This is a genomic window from Pseudomonas glycinis (genome assembly GCF_054871425.1).
This window is the reverse complement of record NZ_JBTYHF010000002.1, coordinates 696,007-721,985: the sequence shown is the minus strand read 5'-3', so window position 1 is coordinate 721,985 and position 25,979 is coordinate 696,007. Positions and strand designations below refer to the sequence as shown.

Below are 25,979 nucleotides of genomic sequence, written 5' to 3'. Positions count from 1 at the left end.
CCACAAGTGCTCACTCACCAGAGGATTAATGGCTTCCAGCAATTTTGTGGCGGCGATACACACGCCAGCCGATCAACATCAGCAGCACCAGACCCACCCCACCTGCAGCCAGCCACAACACCTGATCATCACTGATTAAAGGCTTCTCGATCCGGATATACCCCGGCTGCAGCAACAGCTCGCGCATCGCTTTGTTCGCCGCTTCCAGCGTCACCCCTTGCAGCTCCCGCGCGGGATTGGCAAAGCGGCCATCCTGATAGTCGGCCAGCGCGCTCCAGTAATAGTCCGCCAGCGCGCTGTTGCCCTGCACGGCCCAGGCCTGGTGGGCGATGGCGGCTTGTTTGATGCGGGCGAAGGTGCTCGGGTCGAGGCCGTTTTTCAGCAGGTCGGCCTTGAGGTCATCGAGTACCTGGATGGCTTCGTCGACGTCATCGCGATCCAGGTCAGCGTTGAGGCTCATGAAGCCGACACCACCGAACACTTCGCGCTCGGCCCACGGCCCGTACGACAAGCCATGGTTGAGACGAATCTGCCGGTACAGCGCCCAGTCGAGGTAATCCTTGAGAATGTCGAACGTCTGGTCGTACTGATCGTCGAGCACCGGTTCCGGCACCAGCCAGTGCAGCTTGGCGCTGTCGCCGATAAAGCCACGGGTAAGGGTGCGTTCATGGGCGGCGCTGGTGCGGATGTCCGGCAGCGCGCGGTGTTCGGTGGGCTCGACCGGCTCCAGCTCACCCCAGGTACGCTCGAGATAGGCCGGCAGCAGTTTGTCGAGTTCGCCGACGACGATCAGGGTCATGTTGTTCGGCGCGTACCAGGCCTTGCGCACCGTCTCCAATTGCTCTTGGGTCAGATGGCCGACCTCGGCGCGCTGTGGGCATTTCAGACCCAACTCGACAGCCAGCTGATTGCTCGCAGTATGGCCGAGGTCCTGACGGTCGAGGAAACGTTGCAGCCTGGTGTAATGCCCGCCGTCCTCACGCTCGACCACCCGTTTCGCCGCGTTGATTGCGTTGTCGTCGATGCGTGTCTGGGTCAGCAGCGCGAGCAGCAGGTCAAGCACCTTGCGCTGGTTTTTCGCCGGGGCTTCGATGACGAACGTGGTGTCGGCATTGCTGGTGAACGCATTCCAGTCCCCGCCCAGCGCCTGCATGCGTTCTTCCAGACCGCCTTCGCCGGTGGCGTCGATACCGCTGAACAGCAGGTGTTCGAGCAAATGCGGCAGCTCTTTTTCATCGCAGTCGAAGTCATCGAGGCCAACGCCGACCACCAGCCGGATCGCCACATGCCCACGCTCGGTGCCGGGCTTGAGCATCAGTTGCAAACCGTTGGGCAGCGCATAGCCTTCGACCTGAAAGCGATCCAGGGCAAAGGCGGGCAGGGAACCGAGCAACAGACAGGCGAACAACAGGCAACGCATAACAGGCTTCCATACGGCTGATTTGGAGATCCGTGTCGTCAGTCAGGCCCCATCGCTGGCAAGCCAGCTCCCACAAGGATCTGCGGCGCTCACAAAACCCTGTGGGAGCTGGCTTGCCAGCGATGACGGTCTCAAGGCTGAACCACTGTAACTGACTGGCCCCAGCCCCAGACGTTCAAGGCGAATGCGTAATGTCGGCCATGTCATCCACCGCCAGCGCGCCGGTGTCCGCCGTTTCCAGCACGACATAGGCGCTGCTGCAGAACAACGAATTGAGCCGTTTCATGTCGGCGATCAACTCCAGATGCAGCGAGCTGGTCTCAAGGCTCTGCACGATCTTGCGTTGCAAACGGCTGACATGCGCATGGGCCAGACGCCGTTCCTGCGCACGAAAGCGGCGTTTCTCCCGCAACAACTGCCGCGCGCTTTCGCGGTCGCCGCTGAGAAACACCGACAGGCCCAGGCGCAGGTTGGCGATCAGTTGCTGTTGCAGCCCGGCAAGATCTTCCAGGCCCTCTTCGGAAAACGAACGGCGCTGCGACGTCTTCTGCTGCTGGATCTTGCGCAGCATGCGCTCGATCAGGTCGGCGGCGAGTTTCAGGTTGATCGCCAGCTCGATGATCTCGGCCCAGCGCCGACTGTCGTGCTCGCCGAGATCCTCGCGGGGCATCTGCGCCAGATACAGCTTGATCGCGCTGTACAGCGCCTCGACGTCGTCGGTCAGGCGGCGCATTTCCTGGGTGACGGCGGTCTGCTTGCCGCGCAGCACGTCGAGGGAGGCGTCGAGCATGTTGTCGAGCAGATCGCCCATGCGCAGGGTTTCCCGCGCGGCATTGGCCAGCGCCAGGCTCGGCGTGACCAGCGCGGTCGGGTCGAGATGGCGCGGTTTGGCGGCGCCGTTGACCTCCGGCCGCTCCGGCAACAGCCAAGCACAGAGCCGCGCCATCGGCCCGACGCTGGGCAGCAGGATCAGGCAGCGCGCGGTGTTGTAGAGCAGGTGGAAGCCGATGACCATTTCCTGCGGGCTGAAATCAAGGCTGTCGATCCAGTGCACCAGCGGGTCGAGCACCGGGATGATCAGCAGCAAACCGATCAATTTGTACAACAGACTGCCCAGCGCAACCTGGCGGCCGGCGGCGTTCTGCATGCTGGTGCTCATGAAGGCAAGGATGCCGCTGCCGATGTTGGCGCCGATCACCAGACCGATCGCCACCGGCAGGCTGATCACCGCAGCACCGGCCAATGTAGCGGTGAGCAGCACGGCGGCGAGGCTGGAGTAGGAAATCATCGCGAACAGCGCGCCGACCAGGGCGTCGAGAAGAATGTCGCCGGTCAGCGAGGCAAAAATCACCTTCACCCCCTGCGCGTGAGTAATCGGCGCGGCGGCCTCGACGATCAATTGCAGGGCGAGAATGATCAGCCCGAGACCAATCGACACCCGGCCCATCTGCCCGAGCCGCGTCTGTTTGCGCGACAGAAAGAAAATCACCCCGAGGAAAATCAGCAGCGGCGACAGCCACGACAGATCGAGGGTCAGCACCCGCGCCATCAGCGCGGTGCCGACATCGGCGCCGAGCATGGTCGCCAGCGCCGGGGTCAGCGCCATCAGGCCTTGCCCGACAAACGAAGTGACCAGCATCGCCGTAGCGTTGCTGCTCTGCACCATGGCGGTGACGAGAATACCGGCGATGAACGCCAGCCATTTCTTCGACATGTTCTGGCCGATGACATGTCGCAGATTGGTGCCGTAAACCCGCAGGATGCCGGTTCGGACGATGTGCGTGCCCCAGATCAACAGGGCGACGGCGGACAGCAGATTGAGCAGGGTGAGCATGCAGACCCCCTGTAGTAGCAGCGCCCCAGAGGGGCAAGTGGACGGCACCGCGCGGTTTCTACGTTCTTGATACTTAAGCTGTAGTTGGCGAACGGTCTCGGCGCCAGCATTGCACAGCTAAAGAGGGGATTGAAACAAAAGTGTCATGAGAAGCGCTTCATACACTCCCATTTAAATCAACGCCGCCCCTGTGGGAGCTGGCTTGCCAGCGATGGCGTCGGCACAACCAACATTGATGTCGCCTGACATTCCGCTATCGCTGGCAAGCCAGCTCCCACAGGGTCCGCGGTGCCTGAATGCTGCACAAACAAATGTGGGAGCGAGCCTGCTCGCGAAAGCGGTGGGCCAGCCAACATTGTTGTCGACTTGCACTCCATCTTCGCGAGCAGGCTCGCTCCCACAGGGGTGTAGCGTGCTGCCGGGACTACCAGATTATTGGCCCGGCACATCCTTGCGCAGTTTCACCGGATCCTGTTGCTGTCTCTTCTTGGCCATCGCGCCGCGCAGTTTGATGTTGATAGCCTCAACCGCCAGCGAGAACGCCATGGCGAAGTAGACGTAGCCTTTTGGCACGTGCACGTCGAACGATTCGGCGATCAGCACGGTACCGACCACCAGCAGGAAGGACAGGGCGAGCATTTTCAGCGACGGGTGCTTGTCGATGAATTCGCTGATCTTGCCCGACGCCAGCATCATCACCAGCACTGCCACGACGATCGCCGCGACCATGACCGGAACGTGGGAGACCATGCCGACCGCAGTGATCACCGAGTCCAGCGAGAAGACGATATCGATGATCGCAATCTGGATGATGGTGTAGAGGAAGTTGCCGCCCTTGCCCGATGGCGCGTCGTCGCTTTCATCTTCACCTTCCAGCGCGTGGTACATCTCCTGCGAGCTTTTCCACAGCAGGAACAGGCCACCGAAGAACAGGATCAGGTCGCGACCGGAGATGCCCTGGCCGAACACTTCGAAAAGATCGGCAGTGAGGCGCATGACCCAGGTGATCGACAGCAGCAACAGGATCCGCGTGACCATGGCCAGGCCAAGACCGAAGATCCGCGTGCGCTGCTGCATGTGTTTGGGCATGCGGCTGACCAGGATCGAAATCATGATGATGTTATCGATACCGAGGACGATTTCCAGGGCGGTCAGGGTAAAGAAGGCAACCCAGATTTCGGGGTTGGTCAGCCAATCCATGTGTATTCCTTTGAGCAATTGTTGAACCGAAAAAGGTCCGGGCTTCAAACCGCGAAGCCGGGACCCGTAACGGTGAGTCTTGGGCTTATAGAGTGCTGAACATCGGGAAAGTCCCCAACAGCAGTGCAGCAATCAGAATGCAGATGCACACCAGGATCGCCCATTTCAGGGTGAAACGCTGGTGATCACCGAAATCGATGCCGGCCAGCGCCACCAACAGATAGGTCGACGGCACCAACGGGCTCAGCAAGTGGACGGGCTGGCCGACGATCGAGGCACGGGCCATTTCCACCGCAGTGATCCCATAGTGGCTGGCCGCTTCGGTCAGCACCGGCAATACACCGTAATAGAACGCATCGTTGGACATGAAGAAGGTGAACGGCATGCTCACCAGTGCCGTGATCACCGCCAGGTACGGGCCGAGGAAATCCGGAATCACCGCCAACAGGCTCTTCGACATCGCATCGACCATGCCGGTGCCCGACAGGATACCGGTGAAGATACCCGCCGCAAAGATCAGCCCGACCACTGCCAGCACGCTGCCGGAATGCGCCGCGACACGATCTTTCTGCATTTGCAGGCATGGGTAGTTGACGATCATGGCGATACTGAACGCCACCATGAACAGCACCGGCAGCGGCAACAGGCCGCCGATCAGTGTGCACATCAGGCCGAAAGTCAGTGCGGCGTTGAACCAGATCAGCTTCGGACGGCGTGCGTCGGGGAATTGCGAGACGCTGATTTCGCTGTGATCGATCTCGTCGCCGACCAAGTGCAGTTCACCGAGGCGGGCGCGTTCACGCTTGCCGTAGAAGTAGGCAATCACCAGGATCGCCAAGACACCGGCGGCCATGGCCGGGATCATCGGTACGAAAATGTCCGACGGGTCGACATGCAGGGCACTCGCCGCGCGGGCGGTCGGGCCGCCCCATGGGGTCATGTTCATCACGCCACCGGCGAGGATGATCAGACCGGCCATGATCCGCGGGCTCATGCCGATGCGGCTGTACAGCGGCAGCATGGCGGCCACACAGATCATGTAAGTGGTCGCGCCGTCACCATCGAGGGAAACGACGAGCGCCAGAACGGCGGTACCGACCGAAACTTTCAACGGGTCGCCCTTGACCAGTTTGAGGATCTTGCGCACGGCCGGGTCGAACAGGCCGGAGTCGATCATCAGGGCGAAATACAGAATGGCGAACATCAACATCACGCCGGTCGGCGCCAGTTTGGTGATGCCTTCGAGCATCATCGGGCCGATTTTCGGCGCGAAACCACCGAACAGCGCGAACAGGATCGGGATGATGATCAGGGCGATCAGCGCGGACAGGCGCTTGGTCATGATCAGGAACATGAACGTGATGACCATGGCGAAGCCAAGGAAAGTCAGCATGGGAATACTCCAGGCGTAGCGCGGCTAATGGAATGAGCGGATCGGGCGGGATCAGCGCAGAACGGGAGGCGCGAGGCGTACGGGCGGAGTGACCAGCAGGAAGCGGGAGAAACGGCGGGTTGCAGAAGACATCAGAATCACCATTGTTGTTGTTAATTGGGCCGGGCCTGTGGAAAAAACACAGGGCTTGGGCCAACCGGTCTGTTGCCGGGAGTGGGGCGATCCTAATCGGGGAAGCTTTCAGCTACCTTTCGCGAGCGAAAGCGATCAATGAATGATCAACCGGCGGTCGGATGCAACGACAGCCAATGAATACGGGGTTGGTAGCGATGCGGATAAACGGACAGTCAGCGCTGGCTGGCGGTCTGGACACATCCGTTATCAGTTCAGCGCAAGTAACTGGTTAAAAAATCGACAGATTCAGCGGCCGCACCGCGCCCATCCAGATCGCGTGTTCGGTGTGGTCAAGCAAGTCATCGCCAGTCTCCGGATGCAGGAATACCACCAGGCCCTTGCGGTTGAGCGCCAGCCATGGCAGCACTTCGCCGATCAGCTCGGGACCGAAAGCCAGTTGGCAGCTCCACTCGGGATGCGGCCCCACCGGGCGTTCGTGCACGCGACCCATTTTCAGCGCAAACAACTGCGCGGCCTGTTCGCACAAGGCCCGCGCTTGGTCGATGGTTTGCGCGTCGAAATAGACATGGGCGTGATAGCCCTTGATCCCTTGCATCGTGTCGCCTCTCAATCGGTTCGAACCCTTGGCTGTTTCCACCGTCACAGGTCATATAGGACAACTATAAGGAAAACAGCCATGAAAAATGCCGAGACCCCAGTGGTCAAAGTGGTGCTTTATGGTGCCATGGCCAGCTTGGGCGGTGCATTGATGGCTGAATTGCTCCGTCGCCAACACGAAGTCATCGCCATTCTCGACGATCTCACCGCACTCGCGCCGCGTCCGGGGTTGCGCACCAAAACCGGCGATCTGTTCGATGCCGAGCGGGTCAATCAGAGCGTCGCCGGCAGTTCGGCGGTGATCTGCCTGCTGGACGCGCCGGGGTTGCCGTTCAGCAGCGACCACGTTGAGCGCTCGGTGACGCTGGGGCCGGTGGAACAAGTGCTGGCAGTCGACGCCTTGGTCGAAGGTTTGCAACTGGCCAGCGTGCCGCGCCTGTTTCTGGTCGGCAACTTCGGTGTGCTCGACGAGCCAGAAAATGACGAGCGTCTGCAACGTCACGCTGCCGAAGAAATCCTCGAGGCGGTACAAAGCAGCTCACTGCGCTGGACCTTGGTCAATGCGCCGCATGGCGTGGCCGGGTTGACCATCGAGCACTTCAGTCAGGTCGGCGGCAATCTCGAACCGGGACTGGCCGAACCGCTGGAGCGATTGAACCGCGTGGCGGTGGGCATCGCCGACGAGCTGCGGTTGAACCTGCATGTGGGGCAGCATGTGAATTTTGTGGCGGCTTCTGATTCGTAAAAGATCGTCCGAAGGCTCGGGCCGCGATCGGATGATCTTTTGCTCTTCACACCGCAATCGAGGGCAGGGCCAGACCGTTAAGCGATTCGGCACTGCTGGCCTGTTCCGCCATTAACCAATCAACAAATTCCTGAATCAACGCACCCCGACGTTTGCGTTGCGGCAGCACAACGTAATAGCCAAGGCTCGACAGCGTGGTTTCCGCCAGCGGCCGGCACAGCAAACCCTGCACCAGCAAGTTATCCACAAGGTGCCGCCAGCCAATCGCCACGCCTTGTCCGCCAATCGCCGCCTGAATCAGCAAGGTGTAATTGTCGAAGCGCAATTGCCCCGGCGCTGGCGGCGTAGTCAGGCCCAACTGACGAAACAAGCCACTCCAGTCGAACCAGTTGCTGCTGTTTTCCCCACGCAGATGCAACAGCGGAAATTCCAGCAGTGCCTGCGCGGGCAGCGGCAATGAACGCTCCTTGAGCAGCAGCGGACTGCACACCGGGAACACCTCTTCGCTGAACAGCCAGTGGCTCTCGCCCTGCTTGAATCGACCATCGCCAAACAGGATCGCCACGTCGATGTCGGTGCGCAGCATGTTGTGGTTACGCTCGCTGGTGACCAGGCTGACATCGATGTGCGGATTGGCCTCATGGAAGCGGTGCAGGCGCGGCATCAGCCAATAGGCGGCGAAAGCGAAATCCGTGGCCACTTGCAGCACTTCATGTTGCTGCTGAGTGCTGATTGCGCTCAATCCTGCGTCGATATTCTGCAAACCGAGGGTAACTTGCTCGAACAGCAGGGCGCCAACCTCTGTCAACTCGATACCCCGGTAAATCCGGTCGAACAGGCGCGTACCGAGCTGCTCTTCCAGACGTTTCATTTGCTGGCTGATCGCCGGCTGCGTGGTGCCAAGCTCCACCGCAGCAGCGGTAAAACTGCGATGGCGGGCCGCCGCTTCAAAAGCGCGCAGCAGATCGAGGGAGAGGTCACCGAGGGCGTCATACATAAGCTGTACTTATCCTAGTCATTGTCCGGCGCGGGCTTTACCGGAACAGGCATGGAATCCATGCTCGATCGCAGCACTCTCGCATAAATATTCAACATGGAATGCCGCGATCACATGAAGCGCAAGAACATTCTTTTCATCATGGCCGATCAAATGGCCGCGCCAATGTTGCCGTTCTACGGCCCATCGCCGATCAAACTGCCGAATCTATCCCGCCTCGCCGCCCAAGGCGTGGTGTTCGATGCTGCCTATTGCAACAGCCCGCTGTGCGCGCCGTCGCGCTTCACCTTGGTCAGTGGCCAGTTGCCGAGCAAGATCGGCGCCTACGACAACGCGGCTGACTTTCCTGCCGACATTCCGACTTACGCGCATTACCTGCGGCGTCTCGGCTACCGCACCGCGCTGTCGGGCAAGATGCATTTCTGCGGGCCGGACCAGTTGCACGGTTATGAAGAACGCCTGACCAGCGATATTTACCCGGCCGATTACGGTTGGGCGGTGAACTGGGACGAGCCGGACGTGCGGCCGAGCTGGTATCACAATATGTCTTCCGTGCTGCAAGCCGGGCCGTGCGTGCGTACCAATCAGCTGGATTTCGACGAAGAGGTGGTGTTCAAGGCGCAGCAATATCTGTTCGATCACATTCGCGAGGACGGCGAGCAACCGTTCTGCCTGACCGTGTCGATGACCCACCCGCACGATCCGTACACGATTCCCAAGGCTTTTTGGGATCTGTATGACGATGCCGATATCCCGTTGCCTACAGCCTTGAACCAGGACGATCTCGATCCGCACTCGCAACGTCTGCTCAAGGTTTACGACCTGTGGGACAGGCCGCTGCCTGTGGATAAGATCCGCGATGCCCGTCGCGCCTACTTCGGTGCTTGCAGCTATATCGACGCCAATGTCGGCAAACTGCTGCAAACCCTTGAAGAAACCGGGCTGATCGACGACACCGTCATCGTCTTCTCCGGTGACCATGGCGACATGCTCGGCGAGAAGGGCCTCTGGTACAAAATGCACTGGTTCGAGATGGCCGCGCGAGTGCCGCTGCTGATCAGCGCACCAGGACAATTCGAGGCGGGCCGGGTCAGCGCCGCGGTTTCCACCGCCGACCTGCTGCCGACGTTCGTGGATCTGGCCGGTGGCACGCTTGAGCCGGGCTTGCCACTGGACGGTCGTTCGTTGCTGCCGCACCTGCAAGGGCAGGGCGGGCATGACGAGGTGTTCGGCGAATACATGGCCGAAGGCACTGTCAGCCCGCTGATGATGATCCGCCGGGGCGCCTACAAATTTATCTACAGCGAAAGCGACCCGTGCCTACTCTTCGATGTGGATAACGATCCGCGCGAAGAAGAGGAACTGAGCCAATCGCCGCAACATCGTCAGCTGTTCGACGATTTTCTCGCTGAAGCGCGGGCCAAGTGGGACATTCCGGCGATCCACCGGGACGTACTGGCCAGCCAGCGCCGACGCCGTTTCGTCGCCGATGCGTTAACCATCGGCAAGCTGAAGAGCTGGGATCACCAGCCACTGGTCGATGCCAGTCAGCAGTACATGCGCAACCACATCGACCTTGATGATCTGGAGCGCAAGGCCCGTTATCCACAACCCTGCCAAAACCAATAACGTTAAGGGGAAGTCCATGCGCAAGTTATCCACAGCTGTCACCGTTGGCCTGATCGCATTGAGCAGCGCCTCGGCCTTCGCCGAGCAAAGTTGCGAAACCGTGAAGATGGCCGATCCGGGCTGGAGCGACATCGCCGCGACCAATGCCATCACCGGATTTCTGCTGGACGGCATGGGCTACAAGGCCAAGATCGACACCCTCGCGGTGCCGATCACCTTTGGCGGCTTGAAGGATGGCCAGGTGGATGTGTTCCTCGGCAACTGGATGCCGGCGCAGCAGGGCTTCTACGACAAATTCATCGCCACCGGTGATGTGACGCAATTGGCCAAGAACCTCGAAGGCACCGAATTCACCCTCGCCGTCCCCGACTATGTCTGGGAGGCGGGTGTGCATGATTTTGCCGACCTGAACAAATTCGCCGACAAGTTCGACAAGAAGATATACGGCATCGGATCAGGCGCGCCGGCGAACATTTCGTTGCAGGAGATCATCAAGAAGAATGACTTCAACATGGGCCAGTGGAAGCTGATCGAGTCCAGCGAACAGGCGATGCTCGCCGAAGTGTCGCGGGCGGTGAAGAAACAGAAATTCGTCACCTTCCTCGGCTGGACCCCGCACCCGATGAACGTGCAGCTGAAAATGCGTTACCTCAAGGGCGGCGAAAAATACTTCGGCGACACCGGCAACGTTTTCACCCTGACCCGCAAGGGCTACGCCGAGGCCTGCCCGAATGTGGGCAAGTTGCTGACCAATCTGGCGTTCACCCAGGACATGGAGAACAGCATCATGGCCGAGGTGGTGAATAAGAAGATCAGCAATGCCGAGGCAGCGAAAGCGTGGATCAAGGCCAATCCGGCGGTGCTGGACAAGTGGCTGGATGGGGTGAAGACCGTGGATGGCAAGGATGCGTTGGTGGCGGTGAAGGCCAAGCTTTGATCTCAGGGTTGCTGGAATAGCGTTCGGCTGGAGATTTTTTCCCCCTCACCCCAGCCCTCTCCCCCAAGGGGGCGAGGGGGAAAGGGAGCCGATCGCTGTTGAATCAAAACTTGCGTTCAACGCCGAAATCGCAGGTCGGTGAATCTTCAACAAACAGCTCGGTCAGTCCCCTCTCCCTCAGGGAGAGGGCTAGGGTGAGGGGCTTTTACACCTGACACCCTGATAACCTTGAATAAAACCCCAACCGCGAGGACCCATGGCCTTACCCAGCCGCCATTCACTGTTTCCTTTCCTGAGCTGGTTGCCACGGCAATCCCGTGCCAGCGTCGGGCGGGACCTGATCGTCGGCCTCAGCGGTGCGATTCTCGCCTTACCCCAGTCGATTGCCTACGCACTGATTGCCGGGCTGCCACCGGAATACGGGCTGTATGCGGCGATCATCCCGGTGTTGATCGCGTGCCTGTGGGGTTCGTCATGGCATTTGATCTGCGGCCCGACGGCGGCGATTTCCATCGTGCTGTACGCCAGCGTCAGCCCGCTCGCGGTGCCGGCTTCCGAGGACTACATCACCCTGATCCTGCTGCTGACATTCCTCGCCGGGATTTTCCAGTGGCTGCTCGGTTTGCTGCGCTTCGGTGCGCTGGTGAATTTCGTTTCGCATTCGGTGGTGCTCGGCTTCACCCTCGGTGCCGCCGTGGTGATCGCCATCGGGCAATTGCCCAATCTGCTCGGGCTGGAATTGCCGGCCAACACCACAGCGCTCGCCAGCCTGATGGATCTGCTGCGACATCTGGGGGCTGTGGATAAGCCTTCACTGATGCTCGGCGTCGCCACGGTAATCGTCGGCGTGGCCCTGAAAAAGCTTCTGCCGCGCTGGCCGACGCTGTTGCTCACGCTGGTGCTGGCCAGTCTGCTGGTGTGGATCTGGCCGGCGATGTTCGGTCATGTGCATCTGGTCAGCGCTTTCGTCGGACGCCTGCCGCCGCTGAGCGCCTTGCCGCTGGATCTGGAGGTGATCCTGCGCCTGCTGCCAAGCGCGGTGGCGGTGGGCATGCTCGGGCTGGTCACCAGTCTGTCGATCGCCCGTTCGATATCGGCGCGCTCGCAACAGTTGCTCGACGCCAATCAGGAAGTCCGCGCACAGGGTCTGTCGAACATCGTCGGTGCGTTCTTTTCCGGGTCGCTGTCCGCCGGATCGTTTACTCGCTCGGGATTGAGTTATGAGGCGGGTGCCTGCTCGCCGCTGGCCGGGGTATTTTCGGCGCTCTGGGTGGCGCTGTTCGCGGTGTTCGGCGCCGGGCTGATCGCGCACATTCCGATCCCGGCCATGGCCGGCAGCATCCTGTTGATTGCCTGGGGTCTGGTCGATCACCGGGGCATTCGCGCTTTGCTGCGAGTCAGCCGTGCCGAGTTCGTGGTCATGGCCCTGACCTGTCTCGCGACCTTGCTGCTGGAATTGCAGACGGCGATTTACGCCGGGGTGCTGGCGTCGTTGTTCTTTTACCTCAAGCGCACCTCGCAACCACGGGTGCAGCATTTGCGCGACGGTGAGGACGATGTGCTGCGTGTGGGCGGTTCGATCTTTTTCGGCGCCAGCCATTACCTGCAAGTACGCCTGCAACGCCTGCATGGCGCGCGGGTGGTAATCGAGGCACAGCAGATCAACTTCATCGATTATTCAGGGGTAGAGATGCTGCATCAGGAAGCGCGACGCCTGCTGGGCCAGGGTCGCAGCCTGACCTTGCGCCGGGCGCGGCCGCCAGTGGTGGAGGAACTGAGGAAGCTGGAGGGGGCGGAGAAGTGCCCGATCAGGTTTGAGGATTGAGCTGACATTGGTGGTGATGCGATTCGCGAGCAGGCTCGCTCCCACATTGATCGCATTTCAATGTGGGAGCAAAAGTTAAAGGGCCAGCTGGCGGCGCAGCTCGGCAAGTACCGGCGCGGTATCCGGGCGTACGCCCCGCCACAGCCAGAATGCCTCGGCGGCCTGTTCGGCAAGCATGCCCAGACCATCCATCGCCAGCGCCGCGCCGTGCTCAGTGGCCCAGCGACAGAACGCGGTCGGTTCCCTGCCGTACATCATGTCGTAGCACAGCGTCTGGCCCGGCTCGATCAGACTTGGCGCGATCGGCGGCACGTCGCCGGTCAGGCTGGCGGAAGTGGCGTTGATGATCACGTCCACCGGCTCGCGCAGCCAGTCGAAACCACTGGCCGACACCGGCCCCAGATCGCCAAACAACTCGGCGAGCAGTTCTGCCTTGTCCACCGTGCGGTTGGCGATGATCACCGAGGCCGGTTTCTCTGCCAGCAACGGCTCCAGCGCACCGCGCACCGCGCCGCCGGCGCCGAGCAAAAGGATGCGCTTGCCGGTCAGGCTGAACCCGGCATTCACCGTCAGATCACGGACCAGGCCGGCGCCATCGGTGTTGTCGCCGAGCAGCGAACCGTCGTCCAGTTTGCTCAAGGTGTTCACCGCACCGGCGCGCTGCGCGCGGGCGGTCAGTCTGTTGGCCAGACGGTAAGCGTCTTCCTTGAACGGCACCGTCACATTGGCGCCGCGCCCTTCGCGAAAGAACGCCGTGGCGCAGCCGGAAAAATCATCCAGCGGCGCCAGCAGCGTGCTGTAATCGAGGCGCTGGCCGGTCTGTTCGGCAAACAACTGGTGAATCATCGGCGACTTGCTGTGGCCGATCGGATTACCGAAAACGACGTAACGATCCATCACCCGTCCTCAGGCCTCGGCCAGCCAGTCGCGATCCTGCAGGAAATAATCGGTCAGGCGCGCTTCTGCGCTGCCCGGCTCGGCCTTCCAGTCATACCCCCAGCGCACTTGCGGCGGCAGCGACATCAGAATCGATTCGGTACGGCCACCCGACTGCAAGCCGAACAGCGTGCCACGGTCGTAAACCAGGTTGAATTCGACGTAGCGGCCACGACGGAATTCCTGGAATTCGCGCTGCTGAGCAGTGAAGGCGTCGTTCTTGCGCCGCTGCACGATCGGCAGGTAGGCCTCGATGTAGGCATCGCCGATGGCGCGCATGAAGGCGAAACTGGTGTCGAAATCCCACTCGTTCAGATCGTCGAAGAACAGACCGCCAATGCCACGTGGCTCATGACGATGCTTGATATGGAAATAGGTGTCGCACCAGGCCTTGTAGCGCGGGTAGACGTCCGCACCGAACGGCGCACAGGCGTGCTCGGCGACGCGGTGCCAGTGGATGCAGTCTTCTTCAACGCCGTAGTACGGGGTCAGGTCGAAACCGCCGCCGAACCACCAGACCGGTTCTTCGCCTTCTTTTTCAGCAATGAAAAAACGCACATTGGCGTGGGAGGTCGGCACATGCGGGTTGTGCGGGTGGATCACCAGCGACACGCCGAGCGCCTCGAAACCACGCCCGGCCAGTTCCGGCCGATGGGCACTGGCCGACGGCGGCAGGCCGCTGCCGAACACGTGGGAAAAATTGACGCCGCCCTTTTCGATCAGCGTGCCGTTTTCCAGCACGCGGGTGCGCCCGCCACCGCCCGCCGGCCGGGTCCAGGCGTCTTCGACGAAGCATTTGCCGCCGTCTTCGGTTTCCAGTGCAGCGCAGATGCGGTCTTGCAGATCGAGCAGATAGGCCTTTACGGCGTCGGTGCGGGTCGTCATGGCTTCACCTTGAATCGGGCGGCGCCCCGGCAGGCGGGCGGCGCAAATGGGCGCGTAGCATACCATCGCAGACCGGCGCGCCGCAGTTGACGAAGATCAAGCAGGGGAGTTGGATAGAGGGCTTAGCAACGACCCAAGGAGAGCAGGCAGATGGCAAAGCGTATCCAGTTCCGCGCCCACGGCGGTCCCGAAGTGCTCGAATATGTTGACTACGAACCCGCTGCGCCCGGGCCGAATCAGGTGCGCGTGGCCAATCAGGCGATCGGCCTGAACTTCATCGACACTTATTACCGCAGCGGCCTCTATGCGCCACCCGCGTTGCCGTCCGGCCTGGGTTCGGAAGGCGCCGGCACGGTCGAAGCGGTGGGCAGCGAAGTCACCCGGTTCAAGGTCGGCGATCGTGTTGCATACGGCAGCGGCCCGCTCGGCGCCTACAGCCAGCTGCATGTGCTGCCGCAGGACAATCTGGTGCACCTGCCCGATGAAATCAGTTTCGAAACTGCCGCCGGGGTCATGCTCAAGGGCCTGACCGTGCAATACCTGCTGCGCCAGACCTACCAACTGCAGGGCGGCGAAACCATTCTGTTCCACGCCGCAGCCGGTGGCGTCGGCTCGCTGGCCTGTCAATGGGCCAAAGCGCTGGGCGTGAAGCTGATCGGCACCGTCAGCTCGAAGGAGAAAGCCGAGCTGGCCAAAGCCAACGGCGCCTGGGCCACCATCGACTACAGCCATGAAAACGTTGCCGAGCGCGTGCTGGCACTGACTGACGGCAAGAAAGTCCCGGTAGTGTATGACGGCGTCGGCAAGGACACTTGGCTCACATCCCTGGACAGCGTCGCACCTCGGGGCCTGGTCGTGAGTTTCGGCAATGCTTCGGGCGCGGTCGACGGCGTCAATCTGGGCATTCTCGCCGCAAAGGGTTCGCTCTACGTCACCCGGCCTACGCTGGCGACCTACGCCAACAACGCCGAGAACCTGCAACGCATGGCCGACGAGCTGTTCGAGATGATCATCAGCGGCAAGCTGAAGGTCGACATCAGCCAGCGCCATGCACTGGCGGATGCGGCAAAAGCACAAACCGAACTGTCGGCACGGCGCACGACCGGTTCCACAATTCTGCTGCCATAAAGCCTCAAGTTGATACTCGGCGAACTCCTCCATGAGTTCGCCGAGTATCTTTCAGCTATATCAAGTACATCTTGCGGTGAAGTTTCTTCGCCGCAGGCCTACGACCGGCAAACTTCCTGCGCAACTTCTTCGATTCATATACGAGCCATTTCTCAGCCCACTCTTCAATCACTGGCGGATCAATACTGACGGTTAAAAACATCACGATACTCCGGCTGATGCGCGTTCATGTTCACAGGCTGATCCAGGGCCATCAGGATTTGCCGCCATTCGGCGGATAACAGCCAATAATCGCCCCGGGCACGCTGCTCGATATGCATTGCCTGCGAAGCGATCGGTGTCAGGCCGAAGCGCTGATACAGTTGCCGCTGTGGCGATCTGCACAAGGCCGTCACCCCGTGATATCCGCGATCGATCGCCCATTCCGCAGCGGTGGCAAGCAGACCATTGACCGACACCGGCCGGTGCTGCTGGGAATGGGTGATCAGACGGCTGAACTCGACGTGGCGCGCCAATGCCACAGTGGGAGACACATGATGCTGCGCCAGTGAAGCCCATTCGAAGGGCGCCGGAGTTGCCCGCAGCACCGCAATAAGCTGATCACGCTGATACAACAGAAAGTGCGTGCTGCGTGAGGTGATCGCCAGTCGGGTTTCCAGCGCCCGGGCTCTGGAGGTGAGCATGTAATGCTGCAATCGCAGGCGAAACTGTCGATTGATGAAGCGTTCAAATTCCCCGGCATCCGATCCTGCCTCAACAATGGCCACACGATAGTCGGCCTGTTGATTCTTGAGTGTCTCCTGAAAGCCCTGCAGATAATCCTTGAGGTGTAAATCGGTAATATCCATTACTTCTCCGCAGCCATTAATATTTCGAAGTTGCTTCAAGCACATTGAAAGAATGGATGCTTTTGGAAATCTCGCCACTGCACGCGTTCTGAGAATCACGTGGGAAAACTTACAGATATTTCAGACTCAAAGATTCGTCTGACGCATGAAAGAACAATGGCAACGGATAAGTTTTGAACGAATGCAGGAATAAAGTGCGGGCATGCGCAGAACTCCTCGTCGACGCCGAGGAGTCCGCAAAAAAATAAAAAGAATGGCGTCAGTCAGGACGAACGACGCTACCGGTGGCCAGGTCGCGGATCACGCTGGGATTCTTGCGCCCGCCAAGGCTGCCGCCCAGCACCAGATCGACCTGACCACGGAAATACTGCTCGATGCGCAAACGCGTGCGCGCCGGCGGTCGCCCCTGTGGGTTGGCCGATGTGGAAATCAATGGCCCGACCAGCGAGCACAGGTCGCGCACCTGCGGGTGATCGCTGACCCGCAGCGCCACGGTGTCATGCACGCCTGTGACCCATTCCGGCAACAGGTTCTGATGCGGCACCAGCCAGGTGTTCGGCCCCGGCCAGGTACTGGCCATGCGGTCGATCCAGTCCTGGGGGAAGTCCTCGAAGAGGAAATCGAACTGGCGGATGTTGTCGGCGACCAGGATCAGCCCTTTGCTCACCGAGCGATTCTTGATCGCCAGCAAGCGGTCCACCGCGTCTTCATTCCACGGGTCGCAACCCAGCCCCCAGACGGCTTCGGTTGGATAGGCAATCACCGCGCCGGCGCGAACTTCACGCGCGGCTTGTTGCACACGCCAACTGTTGACCATGAAAAAACTCTCCCACAAACAGGTTTCGCGCAGTTTACCGATCTTCCTCGTAAAACCTAGCTCGACCGCGCCAGCCAACGACCGTTTTCGCATACCGCACGGCCTTCGATTTCCAGCTCGGTCAACGTTGCCAGCACCTTCGGCAACGGCCAGCCACAACTCGCGGCCAAGGCCTCGCTGGTGTGCGGCGCCGCGTGCAGCAGCGCCAGCAACGGGTGATCGGCCTGCACCGCCGCTGTGGATAGCAACGGCTGCTGCCAGCCGCGCAGGGCTTCGAGGATATGTTCGATAGTCTCCACCAGCACCGCCCCGTCGCGAATCAATTGGTGACAACCGCGCGCGCCGGGGTGATGGATCGAGCCCGGAATGGCATAAACCTCGCGACCCTGTTCGGCTGCCAGCCGCGCGGTGATCAACGAACCGCTGGCAACACTGGCCTCGACCACCAGCACGCCGAGGGACAACCCGCTGATGATGCGGTTGCGCCGGGGGAAGTTGCTCGGGCTCGGCCCGGCGTCCAACGGAAACTCGGAAAGCACCGCGCTGCCCGAGCCAATCATCGCCTCGGCCAGGCGTTTATTGCGTTGTGGATAAAAATTTTCCAGCCCCGTGCCGAGCACACCCACGGTCAAGCCGCCAACATCCAGAGCAGCCTGGTGGGCAGCGGCATCGATGCCCAGCGCCAGACCACTGTTGATGACAAAACCGGCCCCGGCCAGACTGCGGGAAAACGCCGCCGCCGTGTCCATGCCCGGGCGCGAAGCGCGGCGGCTGCCGACCATCGCCAGTTGCGGCTTTTCCAGAATCGACGGATCGCCCGCGACGAATAACAGCGGCGGCGGATCGGCAATTTGCGCCAGCAACGCTGGATAATCCGCCTGGTCCCACATCAGCAAATATTGACCGGGACGCTCTAGCCAGCGCATGGCGTGGCTGGCGCCGTCGCGCACTGTCGGACAACGCCGTGCTTCGGCACAGGCCGCCGGCAATCCCAGCGAGCGCCAGGCACTGGCCGGCGCGCTGAGGGCTTTCGACGCCGAGCCGAAGGCTTCGAGCAACTTGGCAAAACGCTTGGGGCCGATATCCGGCATGCGGTGCAGGCGCAGACGCGCTTCCAGTTCCGCCGGGGAAATGGCAGTGCTGACAGGCAACATGAATGGATCATCCTTGATCGTTCTATGCTCCGAACCATTCGGAACAAGCTGTGGATAACTCTGTTGGTAACTTGTTAAGCAAGCTTACGGATTTCGCACCTTGTCGAGCACCGCCAGCGAGCGTGAAGCATTGAGGACCAGGCCGTAACTGAGCTTGTCGTAGGTGCGGAACACCATCAGCAGACCGGCGCGTTCATCGGGAATCTTCAGCGGCTGGCCGGTGATCCGGTCGCGCACCGTTTCGCCGGTTTTCATGACCGCCAGAACATTGCCTTCGGCGAGGCCGTCGCGCTTGCCCTTGTTCAGGGTGACCACGTCCATCACACCGATCTGCGTAACGCCGCGCGGCACGTCAATGATCAGGCCGTCGATGGAACGCTTCGGCGCGCTGGGCATGAACGTTGAATTGATCGAACGTTCTTCACCGCCGAACAAGCGGTCACCGAGGCGCACTTCCTGGGTGGTGCGTTGCAAGGCGAGGGTGGCGACGTCGCCTTCGGTGGCAACAATCTCGCCGCCGCCGATATCGTCGGCGTTGATGCCGAGGAATTCCTTGGTCTGCGGATCGGTGTAGACCTTGCCCTGGCGGAAGATGCCGTACACCGGTTGCTCCGGATCGAAATGGCCACGGGCGAAGATGCGGTCACCGGTACCGCTGAGCACCCGTTCGGCATCGCCGGCGACGATGTAGGGGGCCTTGTCGAAGTCTTCGGCCTTGTCGACGATACGGTTGCTCAGCAGAAAGCTGTTGATCGATTTCAGCGGAATGCTCGGAATCGCCTCGGCCACCGGGCTGGTGCGAATCCGGGGCGAGAGCTTGATGGTGCCGCGCGACTCGCCACGATGGACGGTCAGTTGCGGCTGGCCGTTGACGTAGCTGAGGGTCAGTGTGTCGCCGGGATAGATCAGGTTGGGGTTTTCGATCTGCGGATTGGCCCGCCACAGTTGTGGCCACTGCCAGGGCTCGCGCAGGTATTTGCCGGAAATGTCCCAGAGCGTGTCTCCGGAAACCACCGTGTATTGCTGTGGAAAACCATCCCTGAGTTGCACTTGCCCTTGCGCGGCGCCGGCCGAAGCCAGGAGCAGCAGGGCGAGTAGTGTTTTCCTCATGCAGTGAATCCCTTTATCATGTGCATTCGCGTGAATCGTCAGAGCCCCCGTGGCTCGCTTCTGTTTTTCAGAAGCTACGCTTCACAACGGTAGCCTGCATCTTCGGACCCGCCAGGCCATCGACCCGACTTTACTCAACGTGTGCAGCAATCGAAGCCTATGGCCATTTTAAACATCCTCGAATTTCCGGACCCGCGTCTGCGCACTATCGCCAAACCAGTGGCTGTAGTGGACGACGAAGTGCGTCAGTTGGTCGACGACATGTTTGAAACAATGTATGAAGCGCCGGGCATCGGCCTCGCCGCGACCCAGGTCAACGTGCACAAACGTATCGTCGTGATGGACCTGTCCGAAGACCGTACCGAGCCACGGGTGTTCATCAACCCCGAGTTCGAACCGCTGACCGACGAGATGGACCAGTACCAGGAAGGCTGCCTCTCGGTACCGGGCTTCTACGAAAACGTCGACCGCCCGCAGAAGGTCAAAATCAAGGCGCTGGACCGCGACGGCAAGCCTTATGAGCTGATCGCCGAAGGTCTGCTCGCGGTGTGCATCCAGCACGAATGCGACCACCTCAACGGCAAATTGTTCGTCGATTACCTGTCCACGCTCAAACGCGACCGGATCAAGAAGAAGCTGGAAAAGCTGCACCGCCAGAACGCTTGATGCCCCTCTTCAAAGGCTTGCTGCGGCAAGCCTTTTTCTTTTTATGAGACGCCTTTCATGACTGAGCCACTGCGCATTGTTTTTGCCGGTACCCCGGAATTCGCCGCTGAACACCTCAAGGCCCTGCTGAGCAGCCCATACGAGATCGTCGCGGTCTACACCCAGCCGGATCGCCCGGCCGGCCGTGGGCAAAAACTCATGCCGAGCCCGGTCAAACAACTGGCCCTGGAAAATAATATCCAGGTGTTGCAGCCGCCGACCTTGCGCAATGCCGACGCCCAGGCGGAGCTGGCCGCGCTGAAGCCGGATCTGATGGTGGTGGTCGCTTACGGTTTGATCCTGCCGCAAGCGGTGCTGGATATTCCGCGTCTGGGCTGCATCAACAGCCATGCATCGCTGCTGCCACGCTGGCGCGGTGCGGCGCCGATCCAGCGCGCGGTCGAACACGGCGATGCCGAAAGCGGTGTAACGGTGATGCGCATGGAGGCCGGGCTGGATACCGGGCCGATGTTGCTCAAGGTCGTCACGCCGATCAGCGCTGAAGATACCGGCGGCACCCTGCATGATCGCCTCGCCGAGATGGGGCCGCCCGCCGTTGTGCAGGCGATTGCCGGTCTGGCTGCCGGCACCCTGCAAGGTGAGGTGCAGAATGACGAGCTCGCCACTTACGCTCACAAACTGAACAAAGACGAAGCACGCATCGACTGGCGCCGTCCGGCGGTGGAGCTGGAACGTCTGGTCCGCGCCTTCAATCCGTGGCCGATCACCCACAGCACGCTCAATGGCGAAGCGTTGAAAGTGCTGGCCGCGACCGTGGCCGAAGGCACTGGCGCTCCGGGTGAAATCCTCAGCGCCAGCAAGGACGGCCTGATTGTCGCCTGCGGTGCACAAGCGCTGTGCCTGACCCGCCTGCAATTGCCCGGCGGCAAGGCGCTGAACTTCAGCGACCTGTTCAACAGCCGCCGCGAGAAATTCGCCGTTGGCAGCGTCCTCGGCGCAGCGGTGGACTCACAATGAATCCGCGTCTGGCCGCCGCCAAGGCACTCGCTGCCGTACTCAGCGGCAAAGCCTCGCTGAACAGCTCCCTGCCGACGCAACTGGACAAGGTCGAGGATCGCGATCGCGGTTTCACTCAGGATCTGGCCTTCGGCACTGCACGCTGGCAGCCACGCCTGTCGGCACTGGCGGAAAAACTCCTGCAGAAGCCGTTCAAAGCCGCCGACGCTGATGTCGAGGCGTTGCTGCTGGTCGGTCTGTATCAACTGCTCTACACCCGCGTGCCGGCCCACGCCGCCATCGGCGAAACCGTCGGTTGTGCCGACAAGCTGAAAAAGCCTTGGGCCAAAGGTCTGCTCAACGCGGTGCTGCGCAATGCCCAGCGCGAAAGCGAGACGATCTTCGCCGAACTGGAACGCGATCCGGTGGTGCGCACGGCCCACCCGCGCTGGCTGCAAAAATCCCTGAAGGCCTTCTGGCCCGAGCAGTGGGAAGCGATCTGCGCAGCGAATAACGCGCATCCGCCAATGATCCTGCGGGTCAACCGCCGTCATCACAGCCGCGATGCTTATCTTGCGTTGCTGGGCGAAGCCGGGATCGCCGCGAAACCGTGCGTTTACAGCCGCGACGGCATCGTCCTCGAAGCCGCTGCCGACGTGCGCAGCCTGCCGGGTTTCGCCGAAGGCTGGATCAGCGTGCAGGACGAAGCCGCGCAACTGGCTGCCGACCTGCTTGATCTGGCGCCGGGCCAGCGGGTGCTTGACGCCTGCTGCGCCCCTGGCGGCAAGACCTGCCACATCCTCGAAGCCGAACCGGCGCTGGCCGGGGTGGTGGCGGTGGATCTGGAAGCCAAGCGTCTGGTGCGGGTGAAGGAAAACCTCGAGCGCCTCGGCCTCGACGCTGAACTGATCGCCGCCGACGGTCGCGATATCGACAAATGGTGGGACGGCAAACCGTTCCAGCGCATCCTCCTCGATGCGCCATGCTCGGCCACCGGGGTGATCCGCCGCCATCCGGACATCAAACTGACCCGCCAGCCCGACGACATCGTCGCGCTCGCGCAACTTCAAGGCGAACTGCTCGACGCCATGTGGAAAACCCTCGAAGTCGGCGGCATCCTGCTCTACGCCACGTGCTCGACGCTGCCGACCGAGAACACCGAAGTCATCGCCGCGTTCCTCGAGCGCACCCCCGGCGCGCGGGAGCTGGATCTGGCCACCGCGGCCGGCATCAAGCAGCCCCATGGTCGCCAGTTGCTGGCCCAGCAGGGCGGGCATGACGGCTTCTACTACGCCAAGCTGATGAAGATCGCCGCCGCGCGCGGCTAAACGGATTCATGGAGTGACTGGATGAAAATCATCATCCTCGGTGCGGGACAGGTCGGCGGTTCGCTGGCCGAACATCTGGCCAGCGAGGCCAACGACATCACTGTGGTCGACACCGATGGCGAGCGCCTGCGCGACCTCGGCGACCGCCTCGACATCCGCACCGTGCAGGGCCGGGGCTCACTGCCGTCGGTGCTGCGTCAGGCCGGTGCCGACGACGCCGACATGCTGGTCGCGGTGACCAACAGCGACGAGACCAACATGGTCGCCTGCCAGGTCGCCCACACGCTGTTCCACACGCCGACCAAAATCGCCCGGGTGCGCGAAGCGTCGTACCTCAATCGCGAGGAACAACTGTTCCAGAACGAAGCGATTCCGGTCGACGTGCTGATCAGCCCCGAGCAGGTCGTGACCAATTACATCAAGCGCCTGATCCAGCACCCCGGCGCCTTGCAGGTGATCGACTTCGCCGAAGGCGCGGCGCAACTGGTAGCGGTGCGCGCCTATTACGGCGGGCCGCTGGTCGGTCAGCAACTGCGCCAGTTGCGCGAGCACATGCCGAACGTCGAAACCCGCGTGGCGGCGATCTTCCGCCGTGACCGGCCGATCCTGCCCCAGGGCGACACGGTGATCGAAGCCGATGACGAAGTGTTCTTCATCGCCGCCCGCGAAGACATTCGCGCGGTAATGAGCGAAATGCGCCGCCTCGACGAAACCTACAAACGCATCGTCATCGCCGGTGGCGGACAGATCGGCGAGCGCCTGGCCGAGGCCATCGAAAGCCGTTATCAGGTGAAGATCATCGAGATGAGCCCGGCGCGCTGTCGCTACCTCTCCGACACCCTCGACAGCACCGTAGTGTTGCAGGGCAGTGCGTCGGATCGCGATCTGCTGCTGGAAGAGAACATCGCCGACGCCGATATCTTCCTCGCCCTGACCAACGATGACGAAGCCAACATCATGTCGTCGCTGCTGGCCAAACGGCTGGGGGCGAAAAAGGTCATGACGATCATCAACAACCCGGCCTACGTCGATCTGATCCAGGGCGGCGACATCGATATCGCCATCAGCCCGCAACTGGCGACCATCGGCACTTTGCTTGCCCATGTGCGTCGAGGCGATATCGTCAGCGTGCACTCACTGCGACGCGGCGCGGCGGAAGCGATCGAGGCGATTGCCCACGGTGATGCGAAATCGAGCAAGGTCATCGGCAAGCCGATCGAGAAGATCGGCCTGCCGCCCGGCACCACCATCGGCGCGGTGATCCGCAACGAGAAAGTGATCATCGCCCACGACGACACGGTGATCGAAGCGGGCGACCACGTGATTCTGTTCCTTGTGGATAAAAAGCATATTCGCGATGTGGAGAAGCTGTTTCATGTGGGGTTGAGCTTTTTCTGAGGTTGATCGTTCCCACGCTCCGCGTGGGAATGCAGCCCGGGACGCTCTGCGCCCCATAAGCGGACGCAGAGCGTCCATTGAGGCATTCCCACGCGGAGCGTGGGAACGATCACTCAAACGAGGTTGCAAAAAATGCTCGAATCCCTGGAAAAAATGCTCGCCAAGGGTGTGGATAACGCTCTGCTGCGCTTCGGTCTGGGCAAGGGTTATCTGGACTTGGGTGAAAACTCCAAGGCTGCCGAGCATTTTCAGCGTTGTGTCGCTTTCGATCCGAAATACTCAGCGGCGTGGAAGTTGCTGGGCAAGGCGCAGCTGGCGCTGGGCGATCACGCCGCTGCGCGCCAGGCCTGGGAACAGGGCCTGGAAGCGGCCCGCGCCCATGGTGACAAACAGGCCGAGAAGGAGATGACGGTGTTCCTGAAGAAGCTCGAGCGGCAGGCGCCTTGAGCTACCGATTGAGCAAGGCGAGCCGGTCTGCATCAACCGTCACCCCATCGAAGTTGCTCAGTACCAGCGCGCCTCGCCCGGCGGACGCTTCTTGAAGCGCTTCATGCTCCACATGTACTGGCTCGGATACGCCGCAACATAACGTTCCACTACCTTGCTCATCGCCGCGCAGGACTCTGCGGTATCGGTGCTGTACATCGCTTCGGGCGCGGCTTCGAGAATGACTTTGTAGCCCGAGCCGTCAGGCAGGCGCAGGGCATGCAGGAACACACCAACCGCTTTGCCGCCGGCCAGCATGTTCGGGACGAATTTGCTGGTCAGTGCCTGAGTGGCGAAGAACGGCACGAAAATCCCGGCGGATTCGGCCGGTTCCGGGTCGGCGGGAATGCCCACGGCACCGCCCTTGCGCACTTCCTTGATGACGCTGAGAATGCCTTCCTTTGTCGACGCTGCGACCTTGTTGCCCAGCTGCACGCGCTGTTTGCGCAGCAATTCATCCACTGCCTTGAGCTTCGGCGGACGGTAGAAAATGATCGGTTTGCACTGGCTGCAATAGAAGTGGTTGAGCACTTCCCAGTTGCCGAGGTGGCTGGTGATGCCGACCACGCCTTTGCCCGAGGCCAGCGCGTCTTTCAACACATCAAGGCCTTCGACTTCACGGACCAGATCGATCGAGCGCTGCGCCGGCCAGATCCACGCGCAGGCGCTTTCGGTCAGCGACTTGCCGATGTCCTTCAGACTCTGCCCGACCAGACGCTCACGTTCGGCCGCATCCATCTGGGGAAAACACTTGGCGAGGTTGATCCGCACCACGTCGCGGGAACGGTTGGGGGTTTTCCACATGATCCAGCCGATCGCCGAACCCACGGCCTGCACGGCCCGCCATGGCAGCAGGGCAAACAGCCGCAGAGCGCCTACCAGCAAGGCGCCTTTAAACTTTTCCACAGGTCACTCCTGATCTTTGTGCTGTGCGGAGGCGGGCATTCTAACCGGCGTTGGCGAGCTGCGCGTAGCGGTCGCAATCCTGGGTGTGGTCCATGACCATGCCCGAGGCCTGCATCAGCGCGTAGCAAATGGTCGGACCGACGAAGGTGAATCCGGCTTTTTTCAGCGCTTTGCTCATTGCCAGCGCTTCGGGGGTGATCGCCGGGACTTCGCTGCGATCCTTGAAATGATTGATGATCGGTTGGTCGCCCACGAATGACCAGAGCAACGCCACCGGATCCTCCAGCGCCAGCCACGCCTGGGCATTGCGCCGGGCGGCGTTGAGTTTCAGGCGATTGCGGATGATGCCCGGGTCGAGCATGAGCTCGTCGATTTCGGCGTCACTCATCTGCGCCACGCGCTGCACGTCAAAGCCGAACAGCACCTCGCGATAGCGCTCACGTTTGCGCAACACATTGATCCACGACAGCCCGGCCTGGAACCCTTCGAGCAAAAGCAACTCGAACAAACCCTGCGCATCGCGCAGCGGCGTGCCCCACTCCTGATCGTGATAAGCCATGTACAACGGATCTTCGGTACACCAAAAGCAGCGTGGCATAAGGCTCCAGG

The 25,979-nt window shown here is 61.3% G+C and carries 24 protein-coding genes; 10 read left to right on the top strand and 14 right to left on the bottom strand.

Translation table 11 applies throughout. The annotated features are described in order from the left end of the window. Positions 1–25: 25 nt before the first annotated feature. From ACYSTU_RS07350 to ACYSTU_RS07330, 5 genes are all read right to left on the bottom strand, one after another. Positions 26–1,420, bottom strand: coding sequence for a M16 family metallopeptidase (locus tag ACYSTU_RS07350; RefSeq protein ID WP_498997095.1), 1,395 nt, complete (start codon positions 1,418–1,420; stop codon positions 26–28). Positions 1,421–1,595: 175 nt separating this feature from the next. After that, complete coding sequence (locus ACYSTU_RS07345) at positions 1,596–3,254, bottom strand: Na/Pi cotransporter family protein (protein ID WP_110599651.1); 1,659 nt, start codon at positions 3,252–3,254, stop codon at positions 1,596–1,598. A gap of 432 nt (positions 3,255–3,686) precedes the next feature. Next, entirely contained in the window at positions 3,687–4,454 is a 768-nt protein-coding gene (locus ACYSTU_RS07340) for a TerC family protein (protein WP_122698793.1), read from the bottom strand. An 85-nt stretch (positions 4,455–4,539) separates the two neighbouring features. Beyond that, on the bottom strand, positions 4,540–5,847 hold the full coding sequence (locus ACYSTU_RS07335) for a CitMHS family transporter (RefSeq protein WP_016772365.1): 1,308 nt from the start codon (positions 5,845–5,847) through the stop codon (positions 4,540–4,542). Positions 5,848–6,250: 403 nt separating this feature from the next. After that, entirely contained in the window at positions 6,251–6,577 is a 327-nt protein-coding gene (locus ACYSTU_RS07330; RefSeq protein ID WP_206421314.1) for a DOPA 4,5-dioxygenase family protein, read from the bottom strand. A gap of 81 nt (positions 6,578–6,658) precedes the next feature. Here ACYSTU_RS07330 and ACYSTU_RS07325 point away from each other — a divergent pair, with 81 nt between their 5' ends. Continuing rightward, on the top strand, positions 6,659–7,324 hold the full coding sequence (locus tag ACYSTU_RS07325; RefSeq protein WP_016772367.1) for an NAD(P)-dependent oxidoreductase: 666 nt from the start codon (positions 6,659–6,661) through the stop codon (positions 7,322–7,324). 46 nt (positions 7,325–7,370) lie between these two features. On the opposite strand, the gene ACYSTU_RS07320 is transcribed toward ACYSTU_RS07325, so the two are convergent. Then, complete coding sequence (locus tag ACYSTU_RS07320; RefSeq protein ID WP_498997090.1) at positions 7,371–8,321, bottom strand: choline sulfate utilization transcriptional regulator; 951 nt, start codon at positions 8,319–8,321, stop codon at positions 7,371–7,373. Positions 8,322–8,435: 114 nt separating this feature from the next. Between ACYSTU_RS07320 and betC the strand changes: the two genes are divergently transcribed. The 3 genes from betC (at position 8,436) to ACYSTU_RS07305 (ending at position 12,712) form a co-directional block, all read left to right on the top strand. Further along, positions 8,436–9,950 (top strand): choline-sulfatase, encoded by a 1,515-nt coding sequence (gene betC, locus ACYSTU_RS07315; protein WP_366300778.1) that lies wholly within the window; start codon positions 8,436–8,438, stop codon positions 9,948–9,950. A gap of 16 nt (positions 9,951–9,966) precedes the next feature. Beyond that, a complete protein-coding gene (gene choX, locus ACYSTU_RS07310; protein WP_498997087.1) occupies positions 9,967–10,887 on the top strand; it encodes a choline ABC transporter substrate-binding protein in 921 nt (306 codons plus the stop codon). Positions 10,888–11,143: 256 nt separating this feature from the next. Then, positions 11,144–12,712, top strand: coding sequence for a SulP family inorganic anion transporter (locus ACYSTU_RS07305; RefSeq protein WP_476307867.1), 1,569 nt, complete (start codon positions 11,144–11,146; stop codon positions 12,710–12,712). Positions 12,713–12,787: 75 nt separating this feature from the next. Here the strand turns inward: ACYSTU_RS07305 and aroE are convergent, their stop codons facing one another. Together aroE and hemF are read right to left on the bottom strand one after the other, a co-directional pair. Continuing rightward, a complete protein-coding gene (gene aroE, locus ACYSTU_RS07300; RefSeq protein WP_130927978.1) occupies positions 12,788–13,609 on the bottom strand; it encodes a shikimate dehydrogenase in 822 nt (273 codons plus the stop codon). Between the two features lie 9 nt (positions 13,610–13,618). Beyond that, the gene (hemF, locus tag ACYSTU_RS07295) at positions 13,619–14,533 is read right to left on the bottom strand and encodes an oxygen-dependent coproporphyrinogen oxidase (RefSeq protein ID WP_130927979.1); all 915 of its coding nucleotides are present in this window, start codon (positions 14,531–14,533) and stop codon (positions 13,619–13,621) included. Positions 14,534–14,683: 150 nt separating this feature from the next. Between hemF and ACYSTU_RS07290 the strand changes: the two genes are divergently transcribed. Continuing rightward, the gene (locus ACYSTU_RS07290; RefSeq protein ID WP_122506322.1) at positions 14,684–15,661 is read left to right on the top strand and encodes a quinone oxidoreductase family protein; all 978 of its coding nucleotides are present in this window, start codon (positions 14,684–14,686) and stop codon (positions 15,659–15,661) included. 179 nt (positions 15,662–15,840) lie between these two features. Here ACYSTU_RS07290 and ACYSTU_RS07285 read toward each other — a convergent pair whose 3' ends face one another. From ACYSTU_RS07285 to ACYSTU_RS07270, 4 genes are all read right to left on the bottom strand, one after another. Further along, complete coding sequence (locus ACYSTU_RS07285; protein WP_016772374.1) at positions 15,841–16,509, bottom strand: hypothetical protein; 669 nt, start codon at positions 16,507–16,509, stop codon at positions 15,841–15,843. 259 nt (positions 16,510–16,768) lie between these two features. Beyond that, on the bottom strand, positions 16,769–17,326 hold the full coding sequence (gene tsaC, locus ACYSTU_RS07280) for an L-threonylcarbamoyladenylate synthase type 1 TsaC (RefSeq protein ID WP_016772375.1): 558 nt from the start codon (positions 17,324–17,326) through the stop codon (positions 16,769–16,771). 56 nt (positions 17,327–17,382) lie between these two features. Then, on the bottom strand, positions 17,383–18,480 hold the full coding sequence (gene dprA / locus ACYSTU_RS07275) for a DNA-processing protein DprA (protein WP_024014960.1): 1,098 nt from the start codon (positions 18,478–18,480) through the stop codon (positions 17,383–17,385). 84 nt (positions 18,481–18,564) lie between these two features. After that, positions 18,565–19,590, bottom strand: coding sequence for a LysM peptidoglycan-binding domain-containing protein (locus ACYSTU_RS07270; protein ID WP_016772377.1), 1,026 nt, complete (start codon positions 19,588–19,590; stop codon positions 18,565–18,567). Positions 19,591–19,749: 159 nt separating this feature from the next. Here ACYSTU_RS07270 and def point away from each other — a divergent pair, with 159 nt between their 5' ends. The 5 genes from def to ACYSTU_RS07245 all read left to right on the top strand — a co-directional run bounded on the left by def (position 19,750) and on the right by ACYSTU_RS07245 (position 24,425). Further along, positions 19,750–20,256, top strand: a complete 507-nt coding sequence (gene def, locus ACYSTU_RS07265) for a peptide deformylase (RefSeq protein ID WP_016772378.1) — start codon at positions 19,750–19,752, stop codon at positions 20,254–20,256. Positions 20,257–20,313: 57 nt separating this feature from the next. Further along, a complete protein-coding gene (gene fmt, locus ACYSTU_RS07260) occupies positions 20,314–21,273 on the top strand; it encodes a methionyl-tRNA formyltransferase (RefSeq protein ID WP_498997077.1) in 960 nt (319 codons plus the stop codon). Continuing rightward, a complete protein-coding gene (gene rsmB, locus ACYSTU_RS07255; protein ID WP_498997075.1) occupies positions 21,270–22,580 on the top strand; it encodes a 16S rRNA (cytosine(967)-C(5))-methyltransferase RsmB in 1,311 nt (436 codons plus the stop codon). The genes fmt and rsmB overlap by 4 nt, the downstream gene beginning before the upstream one ends. Positions 22,581–22,601: 21 nt before the next feature. Continuing rightward, positions 22,602–23,978: a Trk system potassium transporter TrkA gene (gene trkA, locus ACYSTU_RS07250; protein WP_016772381.1), complete on the top strand. Its 1,377-nt coding sequence runs from the start codon at positions 22,602–22,604 to the stop codon at positions 23,976–23,978. 132 nt (positions 23,979–24,110) lie between these two features. Beyond that, positions 24,111–24,425 (top strand): tetratricopeptide repeat protein, encoded by a 315-nt coding sequence (locus ACYSTU_RS07245; RefSeq protein WP_110599673.1) that lies wholly within the window; start codon positions 24,111–24,113, stop codon positions 24,423–24,425. Positions 24,426–24,482: 57 nt separating this feature from the next. On the opposite strand, the gene ACYSTU_RS07240 is transcribed toward ACYSTU_RS07245, so the two are convergent. Then, on the bottom strand, positions 24,483–25,370 hold the full coding sequence (locus tag ACYSTU_RS07240; RefSeq protein WP_024014955.1) for a lysophospholipid acyltransferase: 888 nt from the start codon (positions 25,368–25,370) through the stop codon (positions 24,483–24,485). A gap of 40 nt (positions 25,371–25,410) precedes the next feature. Next, positions 25,411–25,968 (bottom strand): DNA-3-methyladenine glycosylase I, encoded by a 558-nt coding sequence (locus ACYSTU_RS07235; RefSeq protein ID WP_476307854.1) that lies wholly within the window; start codon positions 25,966–25,968, stop codon positions 25,411–25,413. Between the last annotated feature and the right edge of the window lie 11 nt (positions 25,969–25,979).

Coding starts and splice junctions, on each gene's coding strand:
- ACYSTU_RS07350 (WP_498997095.1), bottom strand. CDS start 1,420: ATGCGTTGCCTGTTGTTCGCCTGTCTGTTGCTCGGTTCCCTGCCCGCC.
- ACYSTU_RS07345 (WP_110599651.1), bottom strand. CDS start 3,254: ATGCTCACCCTGCTCAATCTGCTGTCCGCCGTCGCCCTGTTGATCTGG.
- ACYSTU_RS07340 (WP_122698793.1), bottom strand. CDS start 4,454: ATGGATTGGCTGACCAACCCCGAAATCTGGGTTGCCTTCTTTACCCTG.
- ACYSTU_RS07335 (WP_016772365.1), bottom strand. CDS start 5,847: ATGCTGACTTTCCTTGGCTTCGCCATGGTCATCACGTTCATGTTCCTG.
- ACYSTU_RS07330 (WP_206421314.1), bottom strand. CDS start 6,577: ATGCAAGGGATCAAGGGCTATCACGCCCATGTCTATTTCGACGCGCAA.
- ACYSTU_RS07325 (WP_016772367.1), top strand. CDS start 6,659: ATGAAAAATGCCGAGACCCCAGTGGTCAAAGTGGTGCTTTATGGTGCC.
- ACYSTU_RS07320 (WP_498997090.1), bottom strand. CDS start 8,321: ATGTATGACGCCCTCGGTGACCTCTCCCTCGATCTGCTGCGCGCTTTT.
- betC (WP_366300778.1), top strand. CDS start 8,436: ATGAAGCGCAAGAACATTCTTTTCATCATGGCCGATCAAATGGCCGCG.
- choX (WP_498997087.1), top strand. CDS start 9,967: ATGCGCAAGTTATCCACAGCTGTCACCGTTGGCCTGATCGCATTGAGC.
- ACYSTU_RS07305 (WP_476307867.1), top strand. CDS start 11,144: ATGGCCTTACCCAGCCGCCATTCACTGTTTCCTTTCCTGAGCTGGTTG.
- aroE (WP_130927978.1), bottom strand. CDS start 13,609: ATGGATCGTTACGTCGTTTTCGGTAATCCGATCGGCCACAGCAAGTCG.
- hemF (WP_130927979.1), bottom strand. CDS start 14,533: ATGACGACCCGCACCGACGCCGTAAAGGCCTATCTGCTCGATCTGCAA.
- ACYSTU_RS07290 (WP_122506322.1), top strand. CDS start 14,684: ATGGCAAAGCGTATCCAGTTCCGCGCCCACGGCGGTCCCGAAGTGCTC.
- ACYSTU_RS07285 (WP_016772374.1), bottom strand. CDS start 16,509: ATGGATATTACCGATTTACACCTCAAGGATTATCTGCAGGGCTTTCAG.
- tsaC (WP_016772375.1), bottom strand. CDS start 17,326: ATGGTCAACAGTTGGCGTGTGCAACAAGCCGCGCGTGAAGTTCGCGCC.
- dprA (WP_024014960.1), bottom strand. CDS start 18,480: ATGTTGCCTGTCAGCACTGCCATTTCCCCGGCGGAACTGGAAGCGCGT.
- ACYSTU_RS07270 (WP_016772377.1), bottom strand. CDS start 19,590: ATGAGGAAAACACTACTCGCCCTGCTGCTCCTGGCTTCGGCCGGCGCC.
- def (WP_016772378.1), top strand. CDS start 19,750: ATGGCCATTTTAAACATCCTCGAATTTCCGGACCCGCGTCTGCGCACT.
- fmt (WP_498997077.1), top strand. CDS start 20,314: ATGACTGAGCCACTGCGCATTGTTTTTGCCGGTACCCCGGAATTCGCC.
- rsmB (WP_498997075.1), top strand. CDS start 21,270: ATGAATCCGCGTCTGGCCGCCGCCAAGGCACTCGCTGCCGTACTCAGC.
- trkA (WP_016772381.1), top strand. CDS start 22,602: ATGAAAATCATCATCCTCGGTGCGGGACAGGTCGGCGGTTCGCTGGCC.
- ACYSTU_RS07245 (WP_110599673.1), top strand. CDS start 24,111: ATGCTCGAATCCCTGGAAAAAATGCTCGCCAAGGGTGTGGATAACGCT.
- ACYSTU_RS07235 (WP_476307854.1), bottom strand. CDS start 25,968: ATGCCACGCTGCTTTTGGTGTACCGAAGATCCGTTGTACATGGCTTAT.